The organism is Comamonas sp. BIGb0124 (assembly GCF_003752175.1).
In the GTDB taxonomy this organism is placed as follows: domain Bacteria; phylum Pseudomonadota; class Gammaproteobacteria; order Burkholderiales; family Burkholderiaceae_C; genus Comamonas_F.
Genome location: NZ_RJVF01000013.1, coordinates 123002 through 143317 on the forward strand (window position 1 = coordinate 123002; position 20316 = coordinate 143317).

The window sequence follows — 20316 nt, forward strand, 5'->3', positions numbered from 1 at the left end:
CAGGAGTTTCGATCAAAAATTCAAGACGAATCATCATAGATCATCCTGAACATCGCTTCTAGACTTTCGGCTATCGACAGTTTCTCAGGACCTTTTAGATGAGCCACAGTGTTTGCGATGTTTCCCCCGACGAGCGCCTTGCCGGTGCAACCGCGGCAGCGCCGGTGTCCCCGGCCTCACCGGCCTGGATGGCCGTCTTCTCGCTCGCGATGGGCGTGTTTGGCCTGCTGACGGCCGAGTACCTTCCAGCCAGCCTGCTCACCCCCATGGCCGCCGATCTGGGTGTATCCGAAGCCCTGGCAGGCCAGGCCGTGACCGTGACGGCCGTGGTCGCCCTGTTTGCTGGTCTGCTGGTGCCCGGCCTGACGCGAGGGCTGGACCGCCGCGTGGTTTTGCTGGCGTTTTCGGTGCTGATGGTCGCCTCCAACCTGCTGGTTGCCCTGTCGTCCAGCATGGCGGTGCTGCTGACCATGCGGGTGCTGCTGGGCATTGCATTGGGCGGCTTCTGGAGCATGGCCGCCGCCGTGGCGATGCGGCTTGTGCCGGCGGCGTTGTTGCCCCGCGCGCTGTCCATCATCTTCAGCGGCATAGCCGTGGGCACGGTCGTCGCGGTGCCGCTCGGCAGTTACATGGGCGGCCTGTACGGCTGGCGCAGCGCCTTTGTGGCGGCTGCGGCCGTGGGCACGATCACGCTGCTGTTCCAGTGGTTCACGCTGCCCCGAATGGCGCCGACTCGGGCCGCGCGGCTCGGCACGATACTCGAGGTGCTGCTGCGCCCCGGTATCGCCATGGGCATGTTCGGCTGCGTGCTCGCGCATACCGGGCACTTTGCGCTGTTCACCTATATCAGGCCCTTCCTCGAGAGCACGGCAGGCGTCGGAGCCGATGGACTCGCGCTCTTGCTGCTGGGTTTCGGCTTGGCCAACTTCGGCGGCACCCTGCTGGCCGGGTGGCTGATGCAGCGCAGCCTGCGTGTCACGCTGGCCCTGATGCCCGGCCTGGTCGGCATCGCCGCGTTGGCCCTGGTGTTGCTGCCCGCATCGGTCGCGGGGCTGGCACTGCTCGTCGCGCTCTGGGGCATGGCCTTCGGCGGCGTGCCCGTGGCGTGGTCGAACTGGGTTGCCCGTGCCGTGCCCGATCAGGCCGAGAGCGCCGGCGGCATGGTCGTGGCGTCGGTGCAATCCTCGATCGCCGCGGGTGCCGCAGCCGGGGGTGCCCTGTTCAGCTTCAGCGGCATCGCCGGCGTGTTCATCGCAGGCGGCATTGTGATGCTGCTCGCGGCGGCGCTGATCGCGCTCAAGGTCAAGGTCGCACCCCACAGTCTGTTGCCGATGGCACCGACCAAAAAGAACGCGGCCAGCAGACAGGCCAGGATCGATTTCCGTGAAAACTCAATCGACCTGTGAACTCCGCCGCTGTGCTGCGCCCTGCCCTAGCTTGCGTCTGGCCAGACCAGCGAGCGATGCACCTGTATGCCCGCCATCGCCCCATGGCCCACGGCCAGCGACACCGAATGCGGTGCGCGAGCCACGTCGCCGCAGGCAAAGATGCCGCGAACCGACGTCTTGTTCTCGGCATCGGTCACGATCTGCGTGCCCATCGGGCCGTCTTCCAACGCACAGCCGGCCGCAGCCGCCACGCCGCTCGAAGGCGCACAGCGAGGCGCGGTGAACAGACCGGCAAAAGACAGCACCCGACCATCCACCAGCACCACATCGGCCACGCCTTCGATGCGGCCGATGGGTGTGTGCTCGATCGCCACGCCTCGGCCTTCGAGTGTGTGGCGAACATCGTCGGCCAGCTCGAAAGCGCCGTTGAGCAGCAGCGTCACCTCGCCCCACTCGGTCAGCAGCTCGGCCTGGTGCGCAGACACAGCGCCCGTCGCCACGATGCCGATGCGGCCCTGATCGAGCTCGTAACCGTGGCAATAAGGACAATGAAAAACCGACTGCCCCCACCGCTCGGCCAAACCTGTGATTGCAGGCAGCTGATCCGCCACACCCGTCGCCAGCAGAATGCGCCGGCTTGCATAAGACTGCCCATCGGTTGTCGTCACCGTGAAATCGTCCACCTGCCCGGCAACCGCCTCGGCCCGGCCTTGAACCCAAGTCAACGATGGGTACGCTTCGAGTTGCGCACGCGCACTTGACGCAATCTCGGCCGGGTCGCGCCCATCCTGCCCCAGAAAGCCATGCGAATGGCTGGCAAAGCGATTGCGCCGCTGGCCCGCATCGATCACCAGCACCTTCTTGCGTGCCCGCAGCAGTTGCAAAGCCGCAGCCATGCCCGCATAGCTGCCCCCGATGATGACGACGTCATGCTGCATGGCCGACTGCTCCGTGATTCGCGTGCTTTTGGTGAGAGGCGTGGCGCTGCGCAAAATCGGCAGCCAGATCCGCCAGCGTGATTTCAGAAAAGCGACTCAGCAGCAAGGCTTCGGCTTCGACAAACGCCTTGTCGAGCGCCGCGTTCACCGACTGCTCGACCAGGCATTCGGGCGACTCATGGCGGTTGCCCATCGCAAACACGATCGGCTCGCCCAACGCCTCGTGCAACTGCCGCAGCGTGATCGCCGACAGATCGGCATCGATACGCCATCCCCCCGCATGCCCCCGGTCTGACGCCACCAGCCCCGCCCTGCGCAAAAAACCCATCGTGCGCCGAACCACCACCGCATGCGTGCCCAGGCACAACGCCAGGGCCTCGGAAGTCATCGGCTTGTCTTGCTCGGCCATGTGCAGCAACGCGTGCAGGACGGAGGATAAACGGCTGTCTCTTTTCATGTAACTTATGATGTTTCATTTTGACAGACAGGTCAAGAGAGGAGAGGTGCGGAAATTACGATTGGCGTGGCTTTGCAGCAATGGTCAGCAGGAAGTGGATCGCCTGAGTAAGCCATCCCGCCACCTTGCTGCTAACTAGGCCATAAGTTATTTGAGGGCAATTACAGCCGGTCACTGTTGAACCTGAATATCTCGAGCGACTAGGTTAAGTACTTAGCAATGAACGGACTCATTTGGCCTTTCCATGTACCCAGTTTTGGCTATTGAAATGGTCTGATAAGATCACTATGTCACGCCTACAAACTGCCCACCGCCTTCCGTAGCGAAGAAGACACCTAAGTCCTACTCTTCGGTCTATGCACGTAACCTAGGCGGTACATGGCTCTCACTTAGTAAGATGCTCTTTACCACAGCTCTATAAGACAAGCTGCCTTCATTAAGAAATCGTGGTTCAATGCTCTATTATCATTTCTCGAACATCTCGCAACAACGCGTTCTGGCCGTCGCATTTGAGGCCAAGCATCTAATTCATTAGGGTAAAACAGCATGACAAGCAGGAACTGGAAGAGGGAACGTGCTCAGGAACGCATCCGCGGGTGGTTCAACCAAGTCAGCACGGTCGAAATCAAAGAGTATCTTCGAGATACGAATCTGACCGGAATTCGGAGTGGTGTAGCCTATCGCATCGACGGCGTACACCTTTATGTCGACATTCTCAACCTTGACGAAATGCTTGGAGTGACGGGCTCAGAAGGCGTGCGGGCACACAGTCGCACGCTGCGCTTCCTAGACAGGCACTATCGAGCAGTACGCGACATCTTGAAGGGCGTAGACGCGATCCAGGTGGACTTCCACAATCAGCGGCTTCACGCTGTCATTGCCAAACCCTATGGCAACGAGACCGGCCGAATCCATAAAGCGGTTGCGACCGCGCAACTAATAATCGATGTACTTCAACGCACGGGGGAGAACAGCAACGACCCGCTGCCAGCGGCTAAAGTGCGGGCAGGCATCGACTCCGGCAAGGCTCTTGCCGTCAACAACGGTCGTCGCGGCAATCGCGAGCCGCTTTTCCTTGGCGAGCCAGCCAACCTAGCAGCAAAGCGCTCGGGTGGAGGCGCCGACACAGGCATTTACATGACCAACACCGCACGTTCGGTTGTGGGCTGGAACACGGTCGACGATGAGGATAAGACAGCGTTGACTAAGGCGCAAATCGAAAAATCCGAAGATGTCGCGGATCTACATGTCGCTGCTGATGATGTGGTCATGGACTGGGAAGAGGGTCTCTCCAACCAGCCGCTCGGCTCGTTCGAATTCAAGAGGCACACGCCGCCGTTTGCTGACCTCGACTTGGAAACACTAACACCAGGCAATTCTCGACGCCAGGATTCGACGTCGATCTACGCTGACATCGACGGCTTTACCGCTTACGTGTCTGACAGGATCGATACTGACGACTCGGCCAAAGATGTCGTCCGCGCGCTGCATGTGCTGCGAGCCGAGCTCGATGCCGTCCTCCACGCAGACTTTAGTGGCCGCAAGATTCGATTCATCGGAGACTGCATACACGGTGTGCTGATCGAGGGGACGTCTCACACAACCGATGATGCTGTGACAACCAAAAACGCCATGCTTTGCGCAGCTGCTCTACGCAGTAGTTTCGGGGAGGCGATTGCCGTCCTCAAGGAAAAAGGGATCGACGCCGGTGAGCTAGGCATCCAGATCGGGCTGGAGCACGGTCCGACGGCAATAACCCGGCTGGGGTATAAGGGCGAGCGGACGCGTTGCTGTATCAGTCGCGCCGTGCTGCGCGCCGAGGACGAGCAGCGTCGTTGCAAGGGCAATGAAACTGCGATTGGCCCGACTACATACAATTGTGCGCCGGAGGCATTCCGCATCTTGTTCAGTGGCAGTCGGATCCGCTCGGACTTCGACTACGATGAAGCGGTCGACGCACTTGCCGACGAAGCCGACAGCCAAAAAGCAACATCGGCTTCGGCGCTCGCCACCACGTTGCCGTCGATCCAGCCAGACCGTCTCGGTCGCACCGCAGCATCGGCCACAGCGACGTTCACTCTGCCCGCACAGGCCGCAGGGCCCACGAATCCGAACAAAGTTCCGGCAGGATTCGCCTGATGTGGTGGTTCATCAGCGATCCAACGCGTCTCCTAGCTGAGCGTGGCGCGATCGATCAGTTGGTCGCGGAAGACATTGGCATAGAGAACGTCCAATGGGGTGTATTGGGGTCCGACCTCGCCTTGAAGGTGGATGTCGATCTGCGAATCGGCGACAAGGTTCGAGCGGTCACCATGACTTACCCACTGATTTTCCCGAATGCACCACCAGTTGTGCGTCCCATTGGGGAAAACACATACTGGGGCGCTCACCAGTACGTCGTCAGCGGTGATCTCTGCCTTGAGTACCGCGCAGACAACTGGCATCCGGACCTATGCGGTGCCGTAATGCTGCGCAGTGCGTTGAAGCTAATGGCCGCCGATTTGGGTATCACTCACACGTCTGGTTGGGTATTACCGTCGGCGCACAACGTGACGCAAGGTCAACAAATCCGCGGGAGCTTTTACCGGATGAATATGACTACCACCGGCCAAGCCAAGCTCGCTACTGTGTCAGGAATCCAGCCAATCAAGCTCCACCAGTGCTGGGGCCCGCAAAGTATCATGGTCACGTTAACCACTGTCACAGAACAGGACAATACGCAGTGGGTCGATCCAACAGTGCCGACAGCATTCGTCGAGGATGCACGTCTAGAGGGACGGGCTATAGCTATAGCCGCCGACGACGAGCGTCTAAATGACATCCAAAACTTCCTCAAGGAGGGTGAGGACAGTCGCGTATTCTGGAGCAAGTTCGTCACGGACCCTATCGCCAACGACGAAGATCGCTGCCTCATGTTGGTCACGCCGAGAGGAACACGCGCATTCTACGTCCGGCCAGACGGCAGTAGGCCGTATGAGTTCGCACAGATTCCTCCCGACTCTGGCCAACGCCTACCGACCTACAACGCGCGCCTCGCAGAAAAGACGTTTGCCATCTTGGGCTGTGGCTCCCTCGGCTCCAAGGTAGCCACGACCATAACGCGTAGTGGTGCGCGCAAGTTCATCCTGATCGACGCGGACGTCCTGAAGCTCGAGAACCTTGTTCGCAACGAACTCGACGCCAAACAAGCAGGTGCGTCGAAAGCGTCTGCCGTTGCTCAGCGTCTGAAGCGCGTAGCTGCCGGCGTCGATGTAAAGGTGCACAACTTCCTGTTGGGTGGGCAAGAACCCGGTAGCAAGAACGACACGGTGGTACGAGAAATTGCCAGCGCGGACATCATCGTCGACGCTACGGGCAACCAGGACGTGTTCAACTACGCGGCAGCGGCAGCTAGGCTCAACCAGAAAACGATGTGCTGGGCACGCGTCTTTGCGGGCGGCTATGGAGGCCTGATTGCCCGCGCACGCCCCGGGCTAGATCCGAATCCGTTCGACGCGCGTGCGATGATCGACCAGTGGTGCGCTAGGCCCGGGCTTCCCGAACCACCTCAGCCGGAAAAGGACTATGCCTCGCGAACGGAGGAGGGCCCGCCGATGGTTGCTGACGATGCCGACGTGTCGGCTATCGCCGCACATTTCGCCCGCCTGCTCATCGATGCCGCCATCGGCGGCGACGACTCCGAGTTCGAATGCTCGGCCTACATGATAGGGTTGCGTAGGGAATGGATTTTCGAGAGGCCATTCGATACTTGGCCGATCAATCTCGGTTCAGGCCGGCTAGAACATACCGCTGAAGTCAACCCCGACGTGCGTGCCGAGGGCAATAAAGCGCTGCTGGAAATTTTTAGCGCCGTAACGGGGAGAGTGAGCAAATGATAGAGATTCAATTGACACTGGAATGCGCCGCCAAGCTACTGCGTGAGCTTCGTCGCGCGGGGACACATGAGATAGGTGGCATCCTAGTAGCCGAGCACGTTGCCAACAGCATTTTTCGTATCGTTGACTTGTCTGTGCAACGTAACGGAGGCTCTTTTTCAAGGTTTTCTCGAGATGCTAGTCTACACAAGGGATTTATGCGTCGATTCCACAACAAGACTAGACATCAATATAGTAGGTATAACTATTTAGGCGAGTGGCACTCTCACCCGAGCTTTCCTGCGTTGCCAAGCTCCAAAGACATCCTTACGATGTGCTCGCTACTCACAGCGCCAGATCAAGTGGCAAATTTCCTCGTGCTGCTGATAGTCAAACGATCGATCGCCGGTAAGCTTGAGGCATCTGCCCACGCGTTCGCACATGGCCTCACGCCAATTCGCGTGCCGTTGGCCATATACGGGCAAGACGACGCGATCACCGAGATTACCCCCTCTACCCAGCTATCTCTTCGCCAAAAACTTGCTCTGCGGGCAAACAACGGCCATTCTCGAGGGTCAACGCGTGATGCTTCGTTGAAGCAAACAATTTACTGGTAAAAAAGCGCGATGTCTATTTAACAAGAACTGCGCTCATCGTCACAATGGATAAAAAAGAAACCTGCTATACGCTTTCTCTCTATGGGTCTAGAATCTAGCTATCCCCTATTAAAATCAGCGCTAGCACTGATTCCTTAAATGAAAAGAAAGAAGAAAAATGATTGAAAGATTTTCTGGAGAAATGGGAAAACGCCTCCTCATTGAAGCGTTCTTAGGCCAGAAATTAGTCCGTGGAGCCAATGACCTGGCCCTTGCCTTGGCTGACGTGGCCGAGCTGATTTCGGTCAAAGCTGGAACCATTATTATCCAGCAGGATGCCACCGACAACGATATGTATTTTATTATCACCGGGGCATTCGACATTGTCGTCAACAATACACCAATACGTAGACGTTTTCCAGGTGATTCCATCGGAGAAATGGCAGCCGTGGAGCCGATTCAGAAACGGTCTGCTACCGTAAGTGCCGCTGAAGATTCCCTAGTTGCAAAAATTACTGAACACCAACTAAATGAACTCGGCACCCGCTATCCTGGCATTTGGCGGCGAATGGCGCAAGAGCTCTCAAAACGCCTAATCGAGCGCAATCACTTTGTGAACGCCAAGCGCGAAAAAATTCGCGTGTTTGTGATTTCGAGCGCTGAAGCGATTCCTGTTGCGAACTTGCTCCAATCCATGTTTGCACATGACAAGTTCCTGACTGTTCCGTGGAACCAAGGAGTATTCAGAGTTGCGAATTATACGATTGACGATATCGAACGTGAATTGGATCAATGCGATTTTGCCGTGGCGATCGCGCATGGCGACGATGTTACCACTGCTCGTGGCACACAATGGCCTGCACCGCGCGATAATGTAGTCTTCGAACTCGGCCTATTTATGGGACGTCTCGGACGTAAACGCGCAATCCTAATGGAGCCGCGCGGCGAGGGCGTTAAGCTTCCGAGCGATATGGCTGGCGTTACGACGATATCATATGTTTATGACGAAAAAAATGATTCAGAAGCAAAGTTTGGCCCAGCTGCGACTGCACTCCGTAAACATATCATGAACCTTGGCACTATCTCTTAACCAATCCTATAAAATTATATAGAAGATGAAGGTGGCCCGCGCTACGGAATGAGGAGCGAGATAAATATAATAAACATGAAATCTGCGGGCAAATAACACGGGTGGACCAAGAATATGTTGCAACTCTACCAGTGACAAACGTGCTGAGATACTATCACTGGCAGGGTTCACAAATTCTCGGCGGTTGACTGCAGGCGTAATCACCCCTGTTGAAATTCTCAATTTCAAGTGGATTGATCACCCATATACAACAGACCCTACCCCCTCTATTCAGAGGAGCATGACCGATACGCCAGACTTTTAGCAGCGCCCTGATTCCATCTCCATCACCCCCCGATACCGCCCCCCCTCCACACTATCCGGACTCATCAACGCAATCGCACGATCCACACAATCCCGCGCAGCATCAAGCGTGCTGCTCATCACCGCATCCGACGCGTGGCTATCGCGATCCGCTGTGGCCGTCATGACATCCAGACTCGCCAGAATCCCAGCCGCTTGCATGATCTCTTCCTTTGCCGTCCCTGGCACCAGATTTACACCACGCCGCGAATACGTCACGACTCGATCAGCAACTTTCGCCGCATGCTGAATCATCGTCATGAGGTGCTCGTGCGCAAGGAGCAATTCGTTCTCCTCTGCCCCCTCAAAGAAGTGGCCAATCACGAATAGCGTGCCGGTCAGGCGATTCAGATCCGCTTCAATCAATGCACACAGATCGATGTCGGAGAACTGATGGGCCGCAGGCTCAGCCGATTGAGGTTGAGATTGGGTGGAACCGGTCATGCTGCACCTCCCGTTTGGAAGGCGCAGACAATCATCGTGGCGCCGCTGTGCGCGTAGACGATGAGTCGACTGGGGGAATGAAGATCGGCCTGTTCAGGCGGATCTGGCACAGCACGATGGCTGGCATTAAAGACGACGAACGTCATCATGGTCGGGCTCCTGTTTGAGACCAGAGACCACTTCGATGCGTTTCTACGCGCAACGGGGTGGACGGGATGTTAGAAACACGTAAACAGCCGTGCGGCCAGCCTTACGGACTGACCCATCCCGCCCGTAATCTTGGGGCGTGCGCGAACGCACCACCACCGAATATGGACGTGACAAAACCTCACTTACGGGGAGGTTGCACCGCTGCTTACAGGTGTTTCTACGCACCGGCCCTTTCGGGTTAAGGCGATTGTGGCACGGGCCAAAGAGGCTGGCAACGACCAGCATTGGCGCTATTCGCCGGGCTTGCAACGCCTGAAGCTGATGGGTGTCGTCAGAGACCGGTCACACGATCCAGCAGCAGACCGAGAGCCTGTCGATAGTGCTCGTGCAAGTTCTGCGCCCTCTCCCGATCCGCGTAAGCCGATGCCAGTGTCAGACCGCTGCCGTGCGCATGGTCGACCAGGATGTCGCTCCACAAACGGGGCTCGGCTGTGAACCCGGCCAGCAGCGCGATCAGACGATGGGTGATCTTGAGCGTCACGCCGGCAAAGGCTTCCGGCGTGGCAAAGATGGCCAGCGTCAGTTGCGGGTGGCGGCCCACCGCCAGATGGTATCGGGTCAAGATCATCTCGATCTCCGACCGGTGATCCGCCGGCGCAACCATGCCGTCCAGCACGTCGGCATAGACCCTGTCCGACAGCGCCCGCAACAGCCCTGTCCGGTCCTCGACGTGGTGGTAAAGACTCATGGGGGTGACGCCCAGGCGGGTGGCCAGAGCGCGCATCGTCAACCCGCTCCCTCCGCCTTCATCCAGCAGGCTCAAGGCTGCGGTCAGGATGTCGTCGCGAGTCACACCGGCCCCTTGGGCGGGGCGTCCACGCGGCCGGGTCATGGCACCACGCGATACGTGGATTGAACCAGCCCGGACGGAAATTTCTGGCTCGAGATCAGCTTCAAGTCGATATCTTGGCTGAGCGAGCCAAACAGCGGCCGCCCCGAGCCCAGCAAGACGGGCACGGTGGTGATCACCAGGTCGGCGACCAGGCCCTCGCGCAAGAACGACTGGATCAACTGCCCGCCATCGACATACACGCGATGCACGCCCTGCCCTGCGAGTTCGGCCATCGCTTGTTGGGGTGCGAGGCTGGAGAACCGAACCTTGCCTTTCAGCGCTTCGGGTACGGGTTCAGCGACCAACTGTTTGGACAGCACGAGTACGGGCCGGTCATAGGGCCATGCATCGAAGGCCAAGACCTTCTCGTAGGTGCCCCGGCCCATCACGATCATGTCCTTGTCGGCGATGAACGTCGAATAACCGTGATCCTCGGTGCCGTTGTCGCGTTGCAATAACCAAGCGAGATCGCCATCTTGCCGGGCGATGAAACCGTCCAGACTGATGGCGATGAAAACGTGTGCAGTGACCACTGTGTCGCCCCTATTTATACACCGTATATTTTATTCGAATACGGGGTCAGGGCAATACGCGTGATCACTGCGTTTCGATGACACGGGCAACGTCATCAAGCGATGCCGGCACCCCCGGTCACGCCAAACACCTCACCGCTGATGTAGCTGCCTTCCTGGCTGGCCAGCAGCACGTAGACGGGCGCGATTTCCACGGGCTGGCCTGGGCGGCCGAACTCGCTCTTCGAGCCGAACTTCGACACGGCCTCGGGCGGCTGGCCGCCGGAGGATTGCAGCGGGGTCCAGAACGGTCCGGGTGCCACGACGTTGGCACGAATGCCCTTCTTGATCAGCTGTTTGGCCAGCGCCTTGGTATAGGCGACCATGCCCGCCTTGGTGGTGGCGTAGTCGAGCAAGATGGCCGAGGGCTCGTAGGCTTGCACCGAAGAGGTGGTGATCACCGACGCACCGGCCGGCAGATGCGGCACGGCGGCTTGCGCGATCCAGTGCAAGGCGTAGAGGTTGGTCTTAAGGGTCTTGTCGAAGTCTTCGGTGGTGACTTGCGAGAGGTCTTCGCGAAACTGCTGTCGGCCGGCATTGATGACCAAAATGTCGAGCCCGCCCAGCTTGCCGACGGCTTGGGTGACGAGTTCGTTGCACCATTTTTCATCGGTGATGTCGCCGGGCAAGGCCACGGCCGTGCGGCCTTCGGCTTCGATGAGCTGGATGACTTCTTGGGCATCGGCCTCTTCGCTGGGCAGGTACGAGATGGCCACATCGGCGCCTTCGCGGGCATAGGCGATGGCAGCCGCACGGCCGATGCCGCTGTCGCCGCCGGTGACCAAAGCCTTGCGGCCTTTGAGCTTGCCGGAGCCTTGATACGAAGTCTCGCCATGGTCGGGGGTCGGCTCCATCTTCGATGCCTTGCCGGGCACGGGTTGCGGCTGACGCGGGAACGGCGGCTGGGGATATTGGGTACGGGGATCGGTGATGGAAAGGCGATTGGACAAGACTTTTCTCCAGTGAGTTGAACGATGCCTTCATCTTGTTGCCTATGGCTTCGTGGCGATGGCAGTCAATCGACGAGATGGGCGTAGGAGCTGTCTGTGGCGACGTGGGCCCCTGCTCACCCCCACAAAACGATCTTTGGAGCCGAACGTCAATGGCCCCATCGGCGTTGTCTGACATGCAAGGCATCCATACCGTCCGAAAATCCAAGCCGGGTATACCGGGTTCGCGTGTTTCACATCACATCAAGCTGGAGACAGACATGGCCGACATCAAAGCGGGCGACAAAGTGCGACTGAAGTCCGGCGGACCGACGATGGCCGTGGCAGCCATAGGCGGCAGCCGAGGCGTGTGCCAATGGTTCGAGCACGGGCACCTGAACGATGGGCGTTTTGAACTGCGCGAGCTGGAATCGGTCACCGAATCGGATTCGTCGACCCGCAGTCATGACGGCAGCCCGGGGTTCGAAGAAACCTCCAGATAAGCAACCCGCCGCGCGGACGATGACTAGGAGCCCCGCCCTCGCTCATGGGCCGGTGACGCTCCCCTCCTCCTCCTCCCCCTTGCGACCTCGGTCTCAGGCTTCCGGCCCTGGGCGCGAATGGCCGTACCGGCTGCCGCTCTTGCAGGGCCTTTCGATAGCAGAGACGAGTCGAACACACACGTCGATCGGCGGCAAGTCGACTGCTGACCCGTTCGACACCCCGTTTCAATCGATGGCCAAGGCCCCGCGTCAGCACAAATCCTGCTTTCCCCGGTGATGCCGTCAGCCCGGTGTACCCTGTCGAGTGAACAGCATCAAACAATGATTTTGAGCTCGTCCGCACAGGCGTCGCACGGGGTTTGATGTTCGCCACGGAAAGTGATGGACGTCGTATGCGAAAAATTCTTGCGGTCATCGTTGTCTTCCTGGTGATCTTTGTGATCACCACACTGGCCGCGCTCTGGTTCTACGAGGTGTACCCATTCGGCTCCGCGCATTGGTGGTCTTGAAACAGACCGGCGCGCAGGCAGTCTCATTCGATCGAGGTACCTATCGTGTTTCATTCAGCTCTTATGCAGAAATGGCGTGGCGCCCACAGAAAGCCGTGGGGGTCGATCCTGGATCTACGGAGTCTGATCCTGGGGCTGTCCTTTCTGGCGGTTCTGATCACCTTCGCCAATACGTTTTACGCCGGCTTTTCGCAGCAGCGCGAGATGTTGATCCGCAACACGCTGGATTCGAACGAAGCGTATGCCAGCAAGCTGGCGACGATGACGGATCAGTTCCTGCAGCAGGCCGAAACCCAGTTGGGCTTCAGCGCGATGGTTCTGGGCAGCGCATTCGACGACCCGGCCATTCGCGCCGCAGAGACTCGCCGGCTCGCCGAGCAGAGCCAGACGTTCAACTCCGTCATCATCGTCGACGCCCAAGGCACACTCATCGACGTATCGCCCCCCATGAAAGAGATCGTGGGCCAGCAGGTCCGAAGCGCCAGCCTGGTCGAGGCCCTGAACGCGCGTCGACCGTTGGTGAGCGACCCCTTCACGACAGGGACGGGGCGTTTTTTGATCCTGATCAGCAAGCCGATCTTTGCGCCGGATGGCGTGTTTCGCGGTTTCATCGGCGGTGCCGTTTACTTGCACGAAAAGAACGGGCTCGAGCAAATGCTGGCCCATCACCATTACCAAAACGGCTCTTATCTTTATGTGGTCGATCGTCTCGGCAACCTGATCTACCACTGGGAGCCCCAACGCATCGGCCAGAACGTCTTGTCCAACCCGGTGGTGCAAGCCGTGGTGCAGCGTGGCGAGACAGGTAGCGCCGAGACGGTCAACACGCAGGGGCGCGCCACGCTGGCGGGCTTTGCCCCCGTGAGTTCGACGGGTTGGGGCGTGATCGTGCAAAGGCCGACCGATCTCACGCTCAAGCTGCTCAGCCGCCAGGCCCAAGACATGCTGCTGCAGATCGCGCCGCTGCTGTGCCTGACCTTGCTGGGCATCTGGATTTTTTCGCGATTGATCTCGAGCCCGCTGCATGACCTGGCGCGCATCACCAACCGGCTGAGCGATGCGGACACCGATCAGAAGATCACCCAGGTGCCCTCGTGGTACTACGAGGTGATCGCCCTGAAGAAAGCGATCGAGGCCGGACTGAGCCAGATGCAGCACAAGATCTCACGATTGAACCAGGAGACGCTCACCGACCCGCTCACCGGCTTGCTCAATCGCCGCGGGCTGGACGACACCCTTCAGCAATGGCAAGAGCTGCGGATTCCTTTTGCCGTGGTTGCGCTGGATATCGATCACTTCAAATCCATCAACGACACGTATGGCCACGACGTGGGCGACGCCGCTCTGCAGTTCCTGGCGGCTCACATGCGCCGGGCAACACGCTCCGGCGACGTGTTGTGTCGCAACGGGGGTGATGGGTTCACCCTTCTGCTACCCGGCACGCCGGGCCGTGAGGCCGTCCACGTGTGTGAACGGCTCGTGCAGGCACTCGCGACCGACTCACCGCCCTACCCCGGGCTGAAGATCACCCTGTCGATCGGCGTGGCCGACACGCAGCAAACGATGGAGAGCGGCGAGGATGTCTTGAAACTCGCCGATGCCGCGCTCTACAGGGCAAAAAGAAATGGGCGCAATCAAATCGCCCATTCGTGACACTGGGGGGTGCGCCAACCGGGCGCTTGTCGGATTCGTCCGACCCTTGATCGAGGACTGAAACCGACATCCCCTGAACGCAGTCGTGGGCAATCTATAGGCCCATTTTGGTCTTCGTCATCACAGGAGTATTCATGATCTCGTCGCCTGAGCTGCATCAGCCTTTCTGCTATCGCTACAACCGGGAACAGGTCGTCATCACCGGAGAGTGGCTGAACGGCAGTGAAAAGCCCATCGGCATCGTCGCGTATCGGGTTCCGACCCATAACGAGGGTCCTCTCGAGATCCTGGCCACACTCAACGGCCCCTGGGCCAGTTGGGACGCGGCCCTGAGCGAGGCCAAGGCGGCGGCCCGCACGGCGATCGACAAGAAGTACGAACGCGCCTCGGGCGTCTGGCAGGCATCGCCTCTGTATGGCATTCCTGCCCGATCACCCTCCGTTGCGGTGAACTGAGTTCAGACCTGCCGAAGTCATCGAAAGGCCTCCCCTGCGGAGGCCTTGTTGCTCGCGGGCGGGGTGTATGGCGTCTTTGCATCGCGCAGACAGATGAGCGGCGCGTTGCGCGCGATGATCGATTTTCTGGCCGCGTGGTTCAAGGATGCAAGACAGATCAGCCTCTGAACTCGAGTGACCCCGATCGCTCCTCGGCAAAAGGCGGTGTCGAGAACGCGGTTCGCCGACTCGGCCGATAATTTTTATCGGCGCATGGCCGTTGCCGTGCGTGACCCGACAAGCCGAGCCGAGCCGACCGATGTCCGTGGCTCTTGCCGTCGAGATGGACAACCTGCCGACGCATCGTCGCCGCGCCCTCCAGAAAGACCGATCGAATGACAGACGAATCACAAGCACCCGTCATCCTCATCACGGGCGGTAGCCGCGGCGTGGGTGCCGCGACGGCCCGGCTGGCGGCGGCGCAGGGTTACGACGTGGCCATCAGCTTTGTCGCCAACGAAAGCGCGGCCCGATCCGTGGCGTCGGATGTCGAGGCCCTGGGGCGCCGCGCCCTGCCCGTGCGTGCCGACAATGCCGACCCCGCGCAGGTCGCCGCGTTGTTCGCAGCGATCGACAAGGCGTTCGGCCGGCTCGATGTGCTGGTCAACAACGCTGCCATGCTGGCCCGTCAATCGCGCCTTGAAGACCTTGACTTCGAGCGCGTGCGCCGCGTGTTTGCGGTCAACTCGATCGGTCCGATTCTTTGCGCGCAGCAGGCGGTCAAACGCATGTCCACCCGGTACAACGGCCGTGGCGGCTCGGTCATCAACATCTCGTCGGCATCGGCGCGCCTCGGCAGTCCCAATGAATACGTGGACTACGCCGCCTCGAAAGGGGCCGTCGAGACCTTCACCACGGGCTTTGCCAAAGAAGTCGCACGCGAAGGCATACGCGTCAACTGCATCCGCCCGGGCCATATCTACACCGAGATGCACGCCAGCGGCGGCGAGCCGGATCGCGTGAACCGAGTCAAGGACACCGTTCCCATGGGCCGCGGCGGCCAGCCCGAAGAAGTCGCCCGAGCCATCTTGTGGCTGGCCAGCGCCGAGGCCTCGTTCATCACCGGTACTTTTCTGGATGTGACCGGCGGCAAGTAGGGGGGATCGCCGGTCGGGTACTGGGTACAATAAACAAGAATTATCCTTATTTACACCCGACTGCATCCGCATCCAGCGCGCCATCATGTCTTCTGCTCCAACCGTTCTCCACAGCGAAGTCGCTTCTTTGTATGTCGACCACCACCAGTGGCTTCAAAGCTGGCTGCGCAAGAAGGTGGGCAATGCGTTCGATGCGGCCGACTTGGCGCAAAGCACCTTTTTGCGCCTGCTGGTGGCCGACGATGTCGGGCGCATCGCCGAACCGCGCGCCTACCTGACGACGATTGCACGCAACCTGCTGGTCAACCAGGTGCGACGGCGCGCGATCGAACAGGCATATCTTGAAGCGCTGGCCCATTTGCCCGAGCCGGCGGCTCCGCCCCCCGAAGTCAGACTGATGGTGCTCGAGACACTGGTCGAGATCGACCGCCGCCTCGACGGTCTTCCTGCGGCGGCCAAGCAGGCTTTTCTGCTGGCCCAGCTCGAAGGGCTGTCGCATGCCGAGATCGCGGCAGAGCTCAGCATTTCCGTCTCGACCGTCAAGCGGCATCTGGCCAAGGCGGCGATGCGCTGTTTCTTTCCCGAATAAGAAGCGCTGCCCGTGGTTTCTCCGATCCCGGTCGACGACTCGGCTGCCTCACGTTCCGGGAAAGCCGCCGGGCCGTCTGCGGTGACCCCTGCTGTGGCCCAGCAAGCCGTGCAATGGTGGATGGCGCTGCAGTCGAAGAACCCCGGAGCCGCGCAACTGGCCGCGTTGGAAGCCTGGCGGAAAGCCGATCCCCAACACGAAGCGGCATGGCAGCGCATCGAATCCATGCGCAGCCAGTTGGCCCAGATTCCCCTGCCGGTTGCGCGCGCGGCCTTGGTTGCAGGGCCGGCTTCGAAACAACGTCGCCGCACGGTGCAACTGCTGACCGCGCTGGTCGTCGCAGGCGGCGGTGCGGCCCTGGTGCGGCAGTCGAACCCTTGGCAGGTTGCCATGGCCGATGTCGCGTCGGCTACCGGCGAAATCCGCACCGTGCAACTGCCCGATGGCGGCTCCATGACCCTCAACACCGCCAGCGCCATCAACCTGCGCTTCGATGACCGGCGGCGCGTGGTGCAGTTGCTGCACGGAGAAATCCTGGTGCAGACAGCGCCAGACCGCATGGGCAGGCCCTTTTTTGTGCAGACCGAAGCGGGTCTGGCCCGGGCCGTCGGCACACGCTTCACCGTGCGCCAGCGAGACAAGGACGTCGAGGTGGCTGTGCTGCAAGGCGCTGTCGAGCTGCTGCCGGCGGATGCCCCGCAGGCCGCCCGTCTGCTGCAAGCGGGTGAATCGGCCAGTTTCACGCCCCTGCAAGCCAGCGCCAGCCCCCCGTTGAAAGACGGCGATGCCGCATGGGCCGAAGGCATGCTGGTGGTGTCTCACATGCGGCTGGACGACTTCCTGGCCGAGCTTGCCCTCTATCGGCGCGGCCGGCTGGGGTGCGATCCGGCCATCGCCCATCTTTCGGTATCGGGCGCCTACCCCTTGGCGGACACCGACCGCATCCTCACCTCGCTCACGTCGGCGCTGCCCATCGAGGTGCACCGCTTCACCCGCTTCTGGATCGACGTGCGGCCTGCCCGCAACTCGTCCTGAAAAATAGTTGAGCCGATTTGGCCGGCCTTGTTGTCAAGGAGGATGAGGCGCAGTTTTTGCGCCCATTCCGCTTCACAGAGCAACAAGTCCATCGAGGGGATTTCCATGCAGCAGAGCACCGGGCAGCGCGCCGGCCATCCACACCATCGCCCTGACAGTCCAAGCCGCTTGCGGCAGCGGACGCCTCTTGCATTGGCCCTGCACGCCTTGTGCGTGGGCATGGTGGCGGTGGGCGGCGTCACGCTGCCGCAGCACACCAGGGCACAGGCTGCAAGCAACGGGGTGCAGGCATTCGACATTCCGGCTGGCCCTCTGGAGAGCGTGTTGAACCGCCTGGGCCGGGATTCGGGCGTGCTCATCACCTTTGGCTCGGGCCTGACCGAAGGACGGCGCAGCCCGGGTGCACGCGGCAGTTACGGCGTGGAAGACGCATTGGCCCAGGCCCTGAGAGGCACCGGACTGATGGCTGTGCCGGCTGCAGGCGGCGGATTCACGCTGCGGGCGGCCCCCCCGGCGAGCACGCCCGCTGCCGGCTCCTCGACCCTGCCCGCCGTGACGGTCACGGCCCAGGCACCGCGCAGCGGAACGACGGAAGGAACCGGCAGCTACGCGACCCGAGGCCCCGGCAACACCGCCACGCCGCTGGGCCTGACGTTGAAAGAAACACCGCAGTCGGTCAGTGTCATCACGCGACAGCAGCTCGATGACCAGGCGGTGCAGTCGGTTCAGGAAATCCTCCACAACGCGCCCGGCATCACGGTCACGCAGCTCGACAGCGAGCGCTTCACCTTCTACTCGCGCGGCTTCAGCATCGACCACCTGCAGTACGACGGCGTGCCCACGCAATACGCCACGCAATACGGCGCCGGCGAATCCGAGGTCGATTCGATCATCTACGACCGCGTCGAGATCGTGCGCGGCGCCACCGGCCTGCTCACGGGTGCCGGCGATCCTTCGGCGGCGATCAACCTGGTGCGCAAACGCGCGGACAGCAAGGTCTTCACCGGCGAGCTCACGGCCAGCGCCGGCTCGTGGGACAACTACCGCGCTTCGGCAGACCTGTCGGCACCGCTCACGCAGGACGGCCGCATCCGGGGCCGCCTCGTGGTCGCCGAGGAAGACAAGCAGTCGTACATCGACAACTACAGCCGCGAACGCCGCACGCTCTATGGCACGGTTGCGGTCGACCTCACGCCCGCCACTCAGCTGGATGTGGGCGTGAGCCACCAGCGTGGCCGTGCCAAGGGCGTGACCTATGGCGGATTCCCGCTGGTGTACAGCGACGGCACGGCCATCGACTGGCGCAGCCTGGGCCGTTCGTTCTCGATCTGGCCACGCTGGTCGAGCGAGGAAACCGACAGCACCAATGCGTTTGCCGAACTGACGCACGAGTGGCGCAATGGCTGGAAGACCACGGCACTGGCCATGTACAGCCGGCAGGAGGTCGGCAGCAACACACGGCTTTTCCCATGGGGCTTTCCAGACGCTGCAACGGGATTGATGAGCAGCAACCCCTCGCGCGTCGATTTCCCCGGTCAGCGCGATCAGCGCAGTCTGGATGTGCGCAGCACCGGCTCGTTCGACGCTTTCGACCGGTCGCACGAGGCGGCTTTCGGATTCAGCTACTCGCGCCAGAAGATGGATTTCGACCGCATCGGTGCAACCGATGCAGTGCCGGCGATCAGCCTGTTCGACTGGGCCGACTACCCCGAGCCGGCGACCTGGGGCACTGCCGTGAAATCCGGAACCTACGACCGGCGGCAAACAGGTGCCTACGGCGCGCTGCGGCTGTCGTTGGCAGACCCGCTCAAGCTCATCGTCGGCGGCCGCTTCAATCGGTGGCATCGCAGCGGTGCCGGCTACGCGGGCCGCAGCCCGTACGATTTCGAGCAAAGCAAAATCACGCCCTATGCGGGCCTGGTCTACGACCTGGGCAACAGCTACTCGCTCTACGGCAGCTACACCAGCATCTACAACCCCCAGAACTACCAGGACCGCAACGGCAACTTTCTGGACCCGGTCGAGGGCAGCAACTGGGAAGCCGGCATCAAGGGTGAATTCCTCAACGGCCGTGTGCAGGCATCGGCCGCCGTATTCCGCATCAAACAAGACAACGTGGCCACGGCCGATGTCGGCCAGCTCGTGCCCGGCTCGGCGACGCAGGCTTACGTCGGTGCCAGCGGCGTGGTCAGCAAAGGCGTGGAGTTCGAGATCAACGGCGAACTGAGCCCGGGCTGGAACCTGGCCTTCAACGCGACGCACTTCAAGGCCGAAGACGCCGACGGCGACGCGTACAACACCGATTCGCCGCGTACGGTACTGCGTGTGTTCACCACTTACCGCCTGCCCGGTGACTGGCACCGCCTGACGGTGGGCGGGGGCGCCAACTGGCAAGCCAAGACCACCAACCCCACAGGCGTGTATCACCCGGACAATCCCAACGGTTTGGGCGAATACCGCCAGGGCGCTTATGTGCTGGGCAGCCTGATGGCACGTTACCAGTTCACGCCGCAGTTGTCGCTGCAGTTCAACGTCGACAACCTGTTCGACAAGTGGTACTACACCTCGGTGAACTTCAACGAACAAGTGATGTGGGGCACGCCCCGCAGCTATCGCGCGACGCTGAGCTACAAGTTCTGACGGCGGTTGATCCGAGAAGGCACCATCAGGGTAATTACCGAGTCATTTGCGCTGCCTGTACGCAGTTCTACGTACGTTTTTGGGTGTTTTAGCCCATAGACTGCGCGGCAGGGTGTCGACACACGGTGTGAGGCAGGAATCGCG

Annotated in this window: 19 protein-coding genes; 12 read left to right on the forward strand and 7 right to left on the reverse strand. The window is 60.7% G+C overall.

Going from position 1 to position 20316, the window contains the following annotated elements; genetic code table 11:
• Positions 1 to 98: 98 nt before the first annotated feature.
• Positions 99 to 1406 (forward strand): MFS transporter, encoded by a 1308-nt coding sequence (locus EC845_RS16960; RefSeq protein ID WP_123299319.1) that lies wholly within the window; start codon positions 99 to 101, stop codon positions 1404 to 1406.
• Between the two features lie 26 nt (positions 1407 to 1432).
• On the opposite strand, the gene EC845_RS16965 is transcribed toward EC845_RS16960, so the two are convergent.
• Both EC845_RS16965 and EC845_RS16970 read right to left on the reverse strand, forming a co-directional pair.
• On the reverse strand, positions 1433 to 2326 hold the full coding sequence (locus tag EC845_RS16965) for an NAD(P)/FAD-dependent oxidoreductase (RefSeq protein ID WP_123299320.1): 894 nt from the start codon (positions 2324 to 2326) through the stop codon (positions 1433 to 1435).
• Positions 2316 to 2783 carry an Rrf2 family transcriptional regulator gene (locus EC845_RS16970; protein WP_123299321.1) on the reverse strand — a complete coding sequence of 156 codons (468 nt, stop codon included), beginning with the start codon at positions 2781 to 2783 and terminating at the stop codon, positions 2316 to 2318. The genes EC845_RS16965 and EC845_RS16970 overlap by 11 nt, the downstream gene beginning before the upstream one ends.
• Positions 2784 to 3329: 546 nt before the next feature.
• On the opposite strand from EC845_RS16970, the gene EC845_RS16975 reads away from it, so the two are divergent.
• The 4 genes from EC845_RS16975 (at position 3330) to pycTIR (ending at position 8323) form a co-directional block, all read left to right on the forward strand.
• Positions 3330 to 4922 (forward strand): adenylate/guanylate cyclase domain-containing protein, encoded by a 1593-nt coding sequence (locus tag EC845_RS16975; protein WP_123299322.1) that lies wholly within the window; start codon positions 3330 to 3332, stop codon positions 4920 to 4922.
• A complete protein-coding gene (locus EC845_RS16980; protein ID WP_123299323.1) occupies positions 4922 to 6658 on the forward strand; it encodes a ThiF family adenylyltransferase in 1737 nt (578 codons plus the stop codon). The genes EC845_RS16975 and EC845_RS16980 overlap by 1 nt, the downstream gene beginning before the upstream one ends.
• The gene (locus EC845_RS22815) at positions 6655 to 7254 is read left to right on the forward strand and encodes a Mov34/MPN/PAD-1 family protein (protein ID WP_123299324.1); all 600 of its coding nucleotides are present in this window, start codon (positions 6655 to 6657) and stop codon (positions 7252 to 7254) included. The genes EC845_RS16980 and EC845_RS22815 overlap by 4 nt, the downstream gene beginning before the upstream one ends.
• A gap of 157 nt (positions 7255 to 7411) precedes the next feature.
• The gene (pycTIR, locus tag EC845_RS16990; RefSeq protein ID WP_123299325.1) at positions 7412 to 8323 is read left to right on the forward strand and encodes a Pycsar phage resistance system effector protein PycTIR; all 912 of its coding nucleotides are present in this window, start codon (positions 7412 to 7414) and stop codon (positions 8321 to 8323) included.
• 300 nt (positions 8324 to 8623) lie between these two features.
• On the opposite strand, the gene EC845_RS16995 is transcribed toward pycTIR, so the two are convergent.
• From EC845_RS16995 to EC845_RS17010, 5 genes are all read right to left on the reverse strand, one after another.
• Positions 8624 to 9109 (reverse strand): hypothetical protein, encoded by a 486-nt coding sequence (locus EC845_RS16995; protein ID WP_123299326.1) that lies wholly within the window; start codon positions 9107 to 9109, stop codon positions 8624 to 8626.
• The gene (locus tag EC845_RS22400; protein WP_158615714.1) at positions 9106 to 9258 is read right to left on the reverse strand and encodes a hypothetical protein; all 153 of its coding nucleotides are present in this window, start codon (positions 9256 to 9258) and stop codon (positions 9106 to 9108) included. Before EC845_RS22400 ends, EC845_RS16995 begins: the two co-directional genes overlap by 4 nt.
• A gap of 332 nt (positions 9259 to 9590) precedes the next feature.
• The gene (locus EC845_RS17000) at positions 9591 to 10112 is read right to left on the reverse strand and encodes a TetR/AcrR family transcriptional regulator (RefSeq protein ID WP_233598131.1); all 522 of its coding nucleotides are present in this window, start codon (positions 10110 to 10112) and stop codon (positions 9591 to 9593) included.
• 35 nt (positions 10113 to 10147) lie between these two features.
• The gene (locus EC845_RS17005) at positions 10148 to 10684 is read right to left on the reverse strand and encodes a dihydrofolate reductase family protein (RefSeq protein WP_123299328.1); all 537 of its coding nucleotides are present in this window, start codon (positions 10682 to 10684) and stop codon (positions 10148 to 10150) included.
• 95 nt (positions 10685 to 10779) lie between these two features.
• On the reverse strand, positions 10780 to 11673 hold the full coding sequence (locus EC845_RS17010; RefSeq protein WP_123299329.1) for an SDR family oxidoreductase: 894 nt from the start codon (positions 11671 to 11673) through the stop codon (positions 10780 to 10782).
• Positions 11674 to 11933: 260 nt separating this feature from the next.
• Between EC845_RS17010 and EC845_RS17015 the strand changes: the two genes are divergently transcribed.
• The 7 genes from EC845_RS17015 (at position 11934) to EC845_RS17045 (ending at position 20172) form a co-directional block, all read left to right on the forward strand.
• A complete protein-coding gene (locus EC845_RS17015) occupies positions 11934 to 12155 on the forward strand; it encodes a DUF2158 domain-containing protein (RefSeq protein ID WP_123299330.1) in 222 nt (73 codons plus the stop codon).
• A gap of 572 nt (positions 12156 to 12727) precedes the next feature.
• Positions 12728 to 14317 (forward strand): sensor domain-containing diguanylate cyclase, encoded by a 1590-nt coding sequence (locus EC845_RS17020; protein ID WP_123299331.1) that lies wholly within the window; start codon positions 12728 to 12730, stop codon positions 14315 to 14317.
• A 134-nt stretch (positions 14318 to 14451) separates the two neighbouring features.
• Positions 14452 to 14772 carry a hypothetical protein gene (locus EC845_RS17025; RefSeq protein ID WP_123299332.1) on the forward strand — a complete coding sequence of 107 codons (321 nt, stop codon included), beginning with the start codon at positions 14452 to 14454 and terminating at the stop codon, positions 14770 to 14772.
• Between the two features lie 374 nt (positions 14773 to 15146).
• The gene (locus tag EC845_RS17030) at positions 15147 to 15908 is read left to right on the forward strand and encodes an SDR family oxidoreductase (protein WP_123299333.1); all 762 of its coding nucleotides are present in this window, start codon (positions 15147 to 15149) and stop codon (positions 15906 to 15908) included.
• An 85-nt stretch (positions 15909 to 15993) separates the two neighbouring features.
• Positions 15994 to 16497 (forward strand): sigma-70 family RNA polymerase sigma factor, encoded by a 504-nt coding sequence (locus EC845_RS17035; protein ID WP_123299334.1) that lies wholly within the window; start codon positions 15994 to 15996, stop codon positions 16495 to 16497.
• Positions 16498 to 16590: 93 nt separating this feature from the next.
• Complete coding sequence (locus EC845_RS17040) at positions 16591 to 17532, forward strand: FecR domain-containing protein (protein WP_233598132.1); 942 nt, start codon at positions 16591 to 16593, stop codon at positions 17530 to 17532.
• A gap of 105 nt (positions 17533 to 17637) precedes the next feature.
• A complete protein-coding gene (locus EC845_RS17045; RefSeq protein ID WP_233598133.1) occupies positions 17638 to 20172 on the forward strand; it encodes a TonB-dependent receptor in 2535 nt (844 codons plus the stop codon).
• The last annotated feature ends 144 nt before the right edge of the window (positions 20173 to 20316 follow it).

Coding starts and splice junctions, on each gene's coding strand:
- EC845_RS16995 (WP_123299326.1), bottom strand. CDS start 9,109: ATGACCGGTTCCACCCAATCTCAACCTCAATCGGCTGAGCCTGCGGCC.
- EC845_RS22815 (WP_123299324.1), top strand. CDS start 6,655: ATGATAGAGATTCAATTGACACTGGAATGCGCCGCCAAGCTACTGCGT.
- EC845_RS17035 (WP_123299334.1), top strand. CDS start 15,994: ATGTCTTCTGCTCCAACCGTTCTCCACAGCGAAGTCGCTTCTTTGTAT.
- EC845_RS17045 (WP_233598133.1), top strand. CDS start 17,638: ATGCAGCAGAGCACCGGGCAGCGCGCCGGCCATCCACACCATCGCCCT.
- EC845_RS16975 (WP_123299322.1), top strand. CDS start 3,330: ATGACAAGCAGGAACTGGAAGAGGGAACGTGCTCAGGAACGCATCCGC.
- EC845_RS17030 (WP_123299333.1), top strand. CDS start 15,147: ATGACAGACGAATCACAAGCACCCGTCATCCTCATCACGGGCGGTAGC.
- EC845_RS16960 (WP_123299319.1), top strand. CDS start 99: ATGAGCCACAGTGTTTGCGATGTTTCCCCCGACGAGCGCCTTGCCGGT.
- EC845_RS16980 (WP_123299323.1), top strand. CDS start 4,922: ATGTGGTGGTTCATCAGCGATCCAACGCGTCTCCTAGCTGAGCGTGGC.
- EC845_RS16965 (WP_123299320.1), bottom strand. CDS start 2,326: ATGCAGCATGACGTCGTCATCATCGGGGGCAGCTATGCGGGCATGGCT.
- EC845_RS17020 (WP_123299331.1), top strand. CDS start 12,728: ATGCAGAAATGGCGTGGCGCCCACAGAAAGCCGTGGGGGTCGATCCTG.
- EC845_RS17015 (WP_123299330.1), top strand. CDS start 11,934: ATGGCCGACATCAAAGCGGGCGACAAAGTGCGACTGAAGTCCGGCGGA.
- EC845_RS22400 (WP_158615714.1), bottom strand. CDS start 9,258: ATGATGACGTTCGTCGTCTTTAATGCCAGCCATCGTGCTGTGCCAGAT.
- pycTIR (WP_123299325.1), top strand. CDS start 7,412: ATGATTGAAAGATTTTCTGGAGAAATGGGAAAACGCCTCCTCATTGAA.
- EC845_RS16970 (WP_123299321.1), bottom strand. CDS start 2,783: ATGAAAAGAGACAGCCGTTTATCCTCCGTCCTGCACGCGTTGCTGCAC.
- EC845_RS17025 (WP_123299332.1), top strand. CDS start 14,452: ATGATCTCGTCGCCTGAGCTGCATCAGCCTTTCTGCTATCGCTACAAC.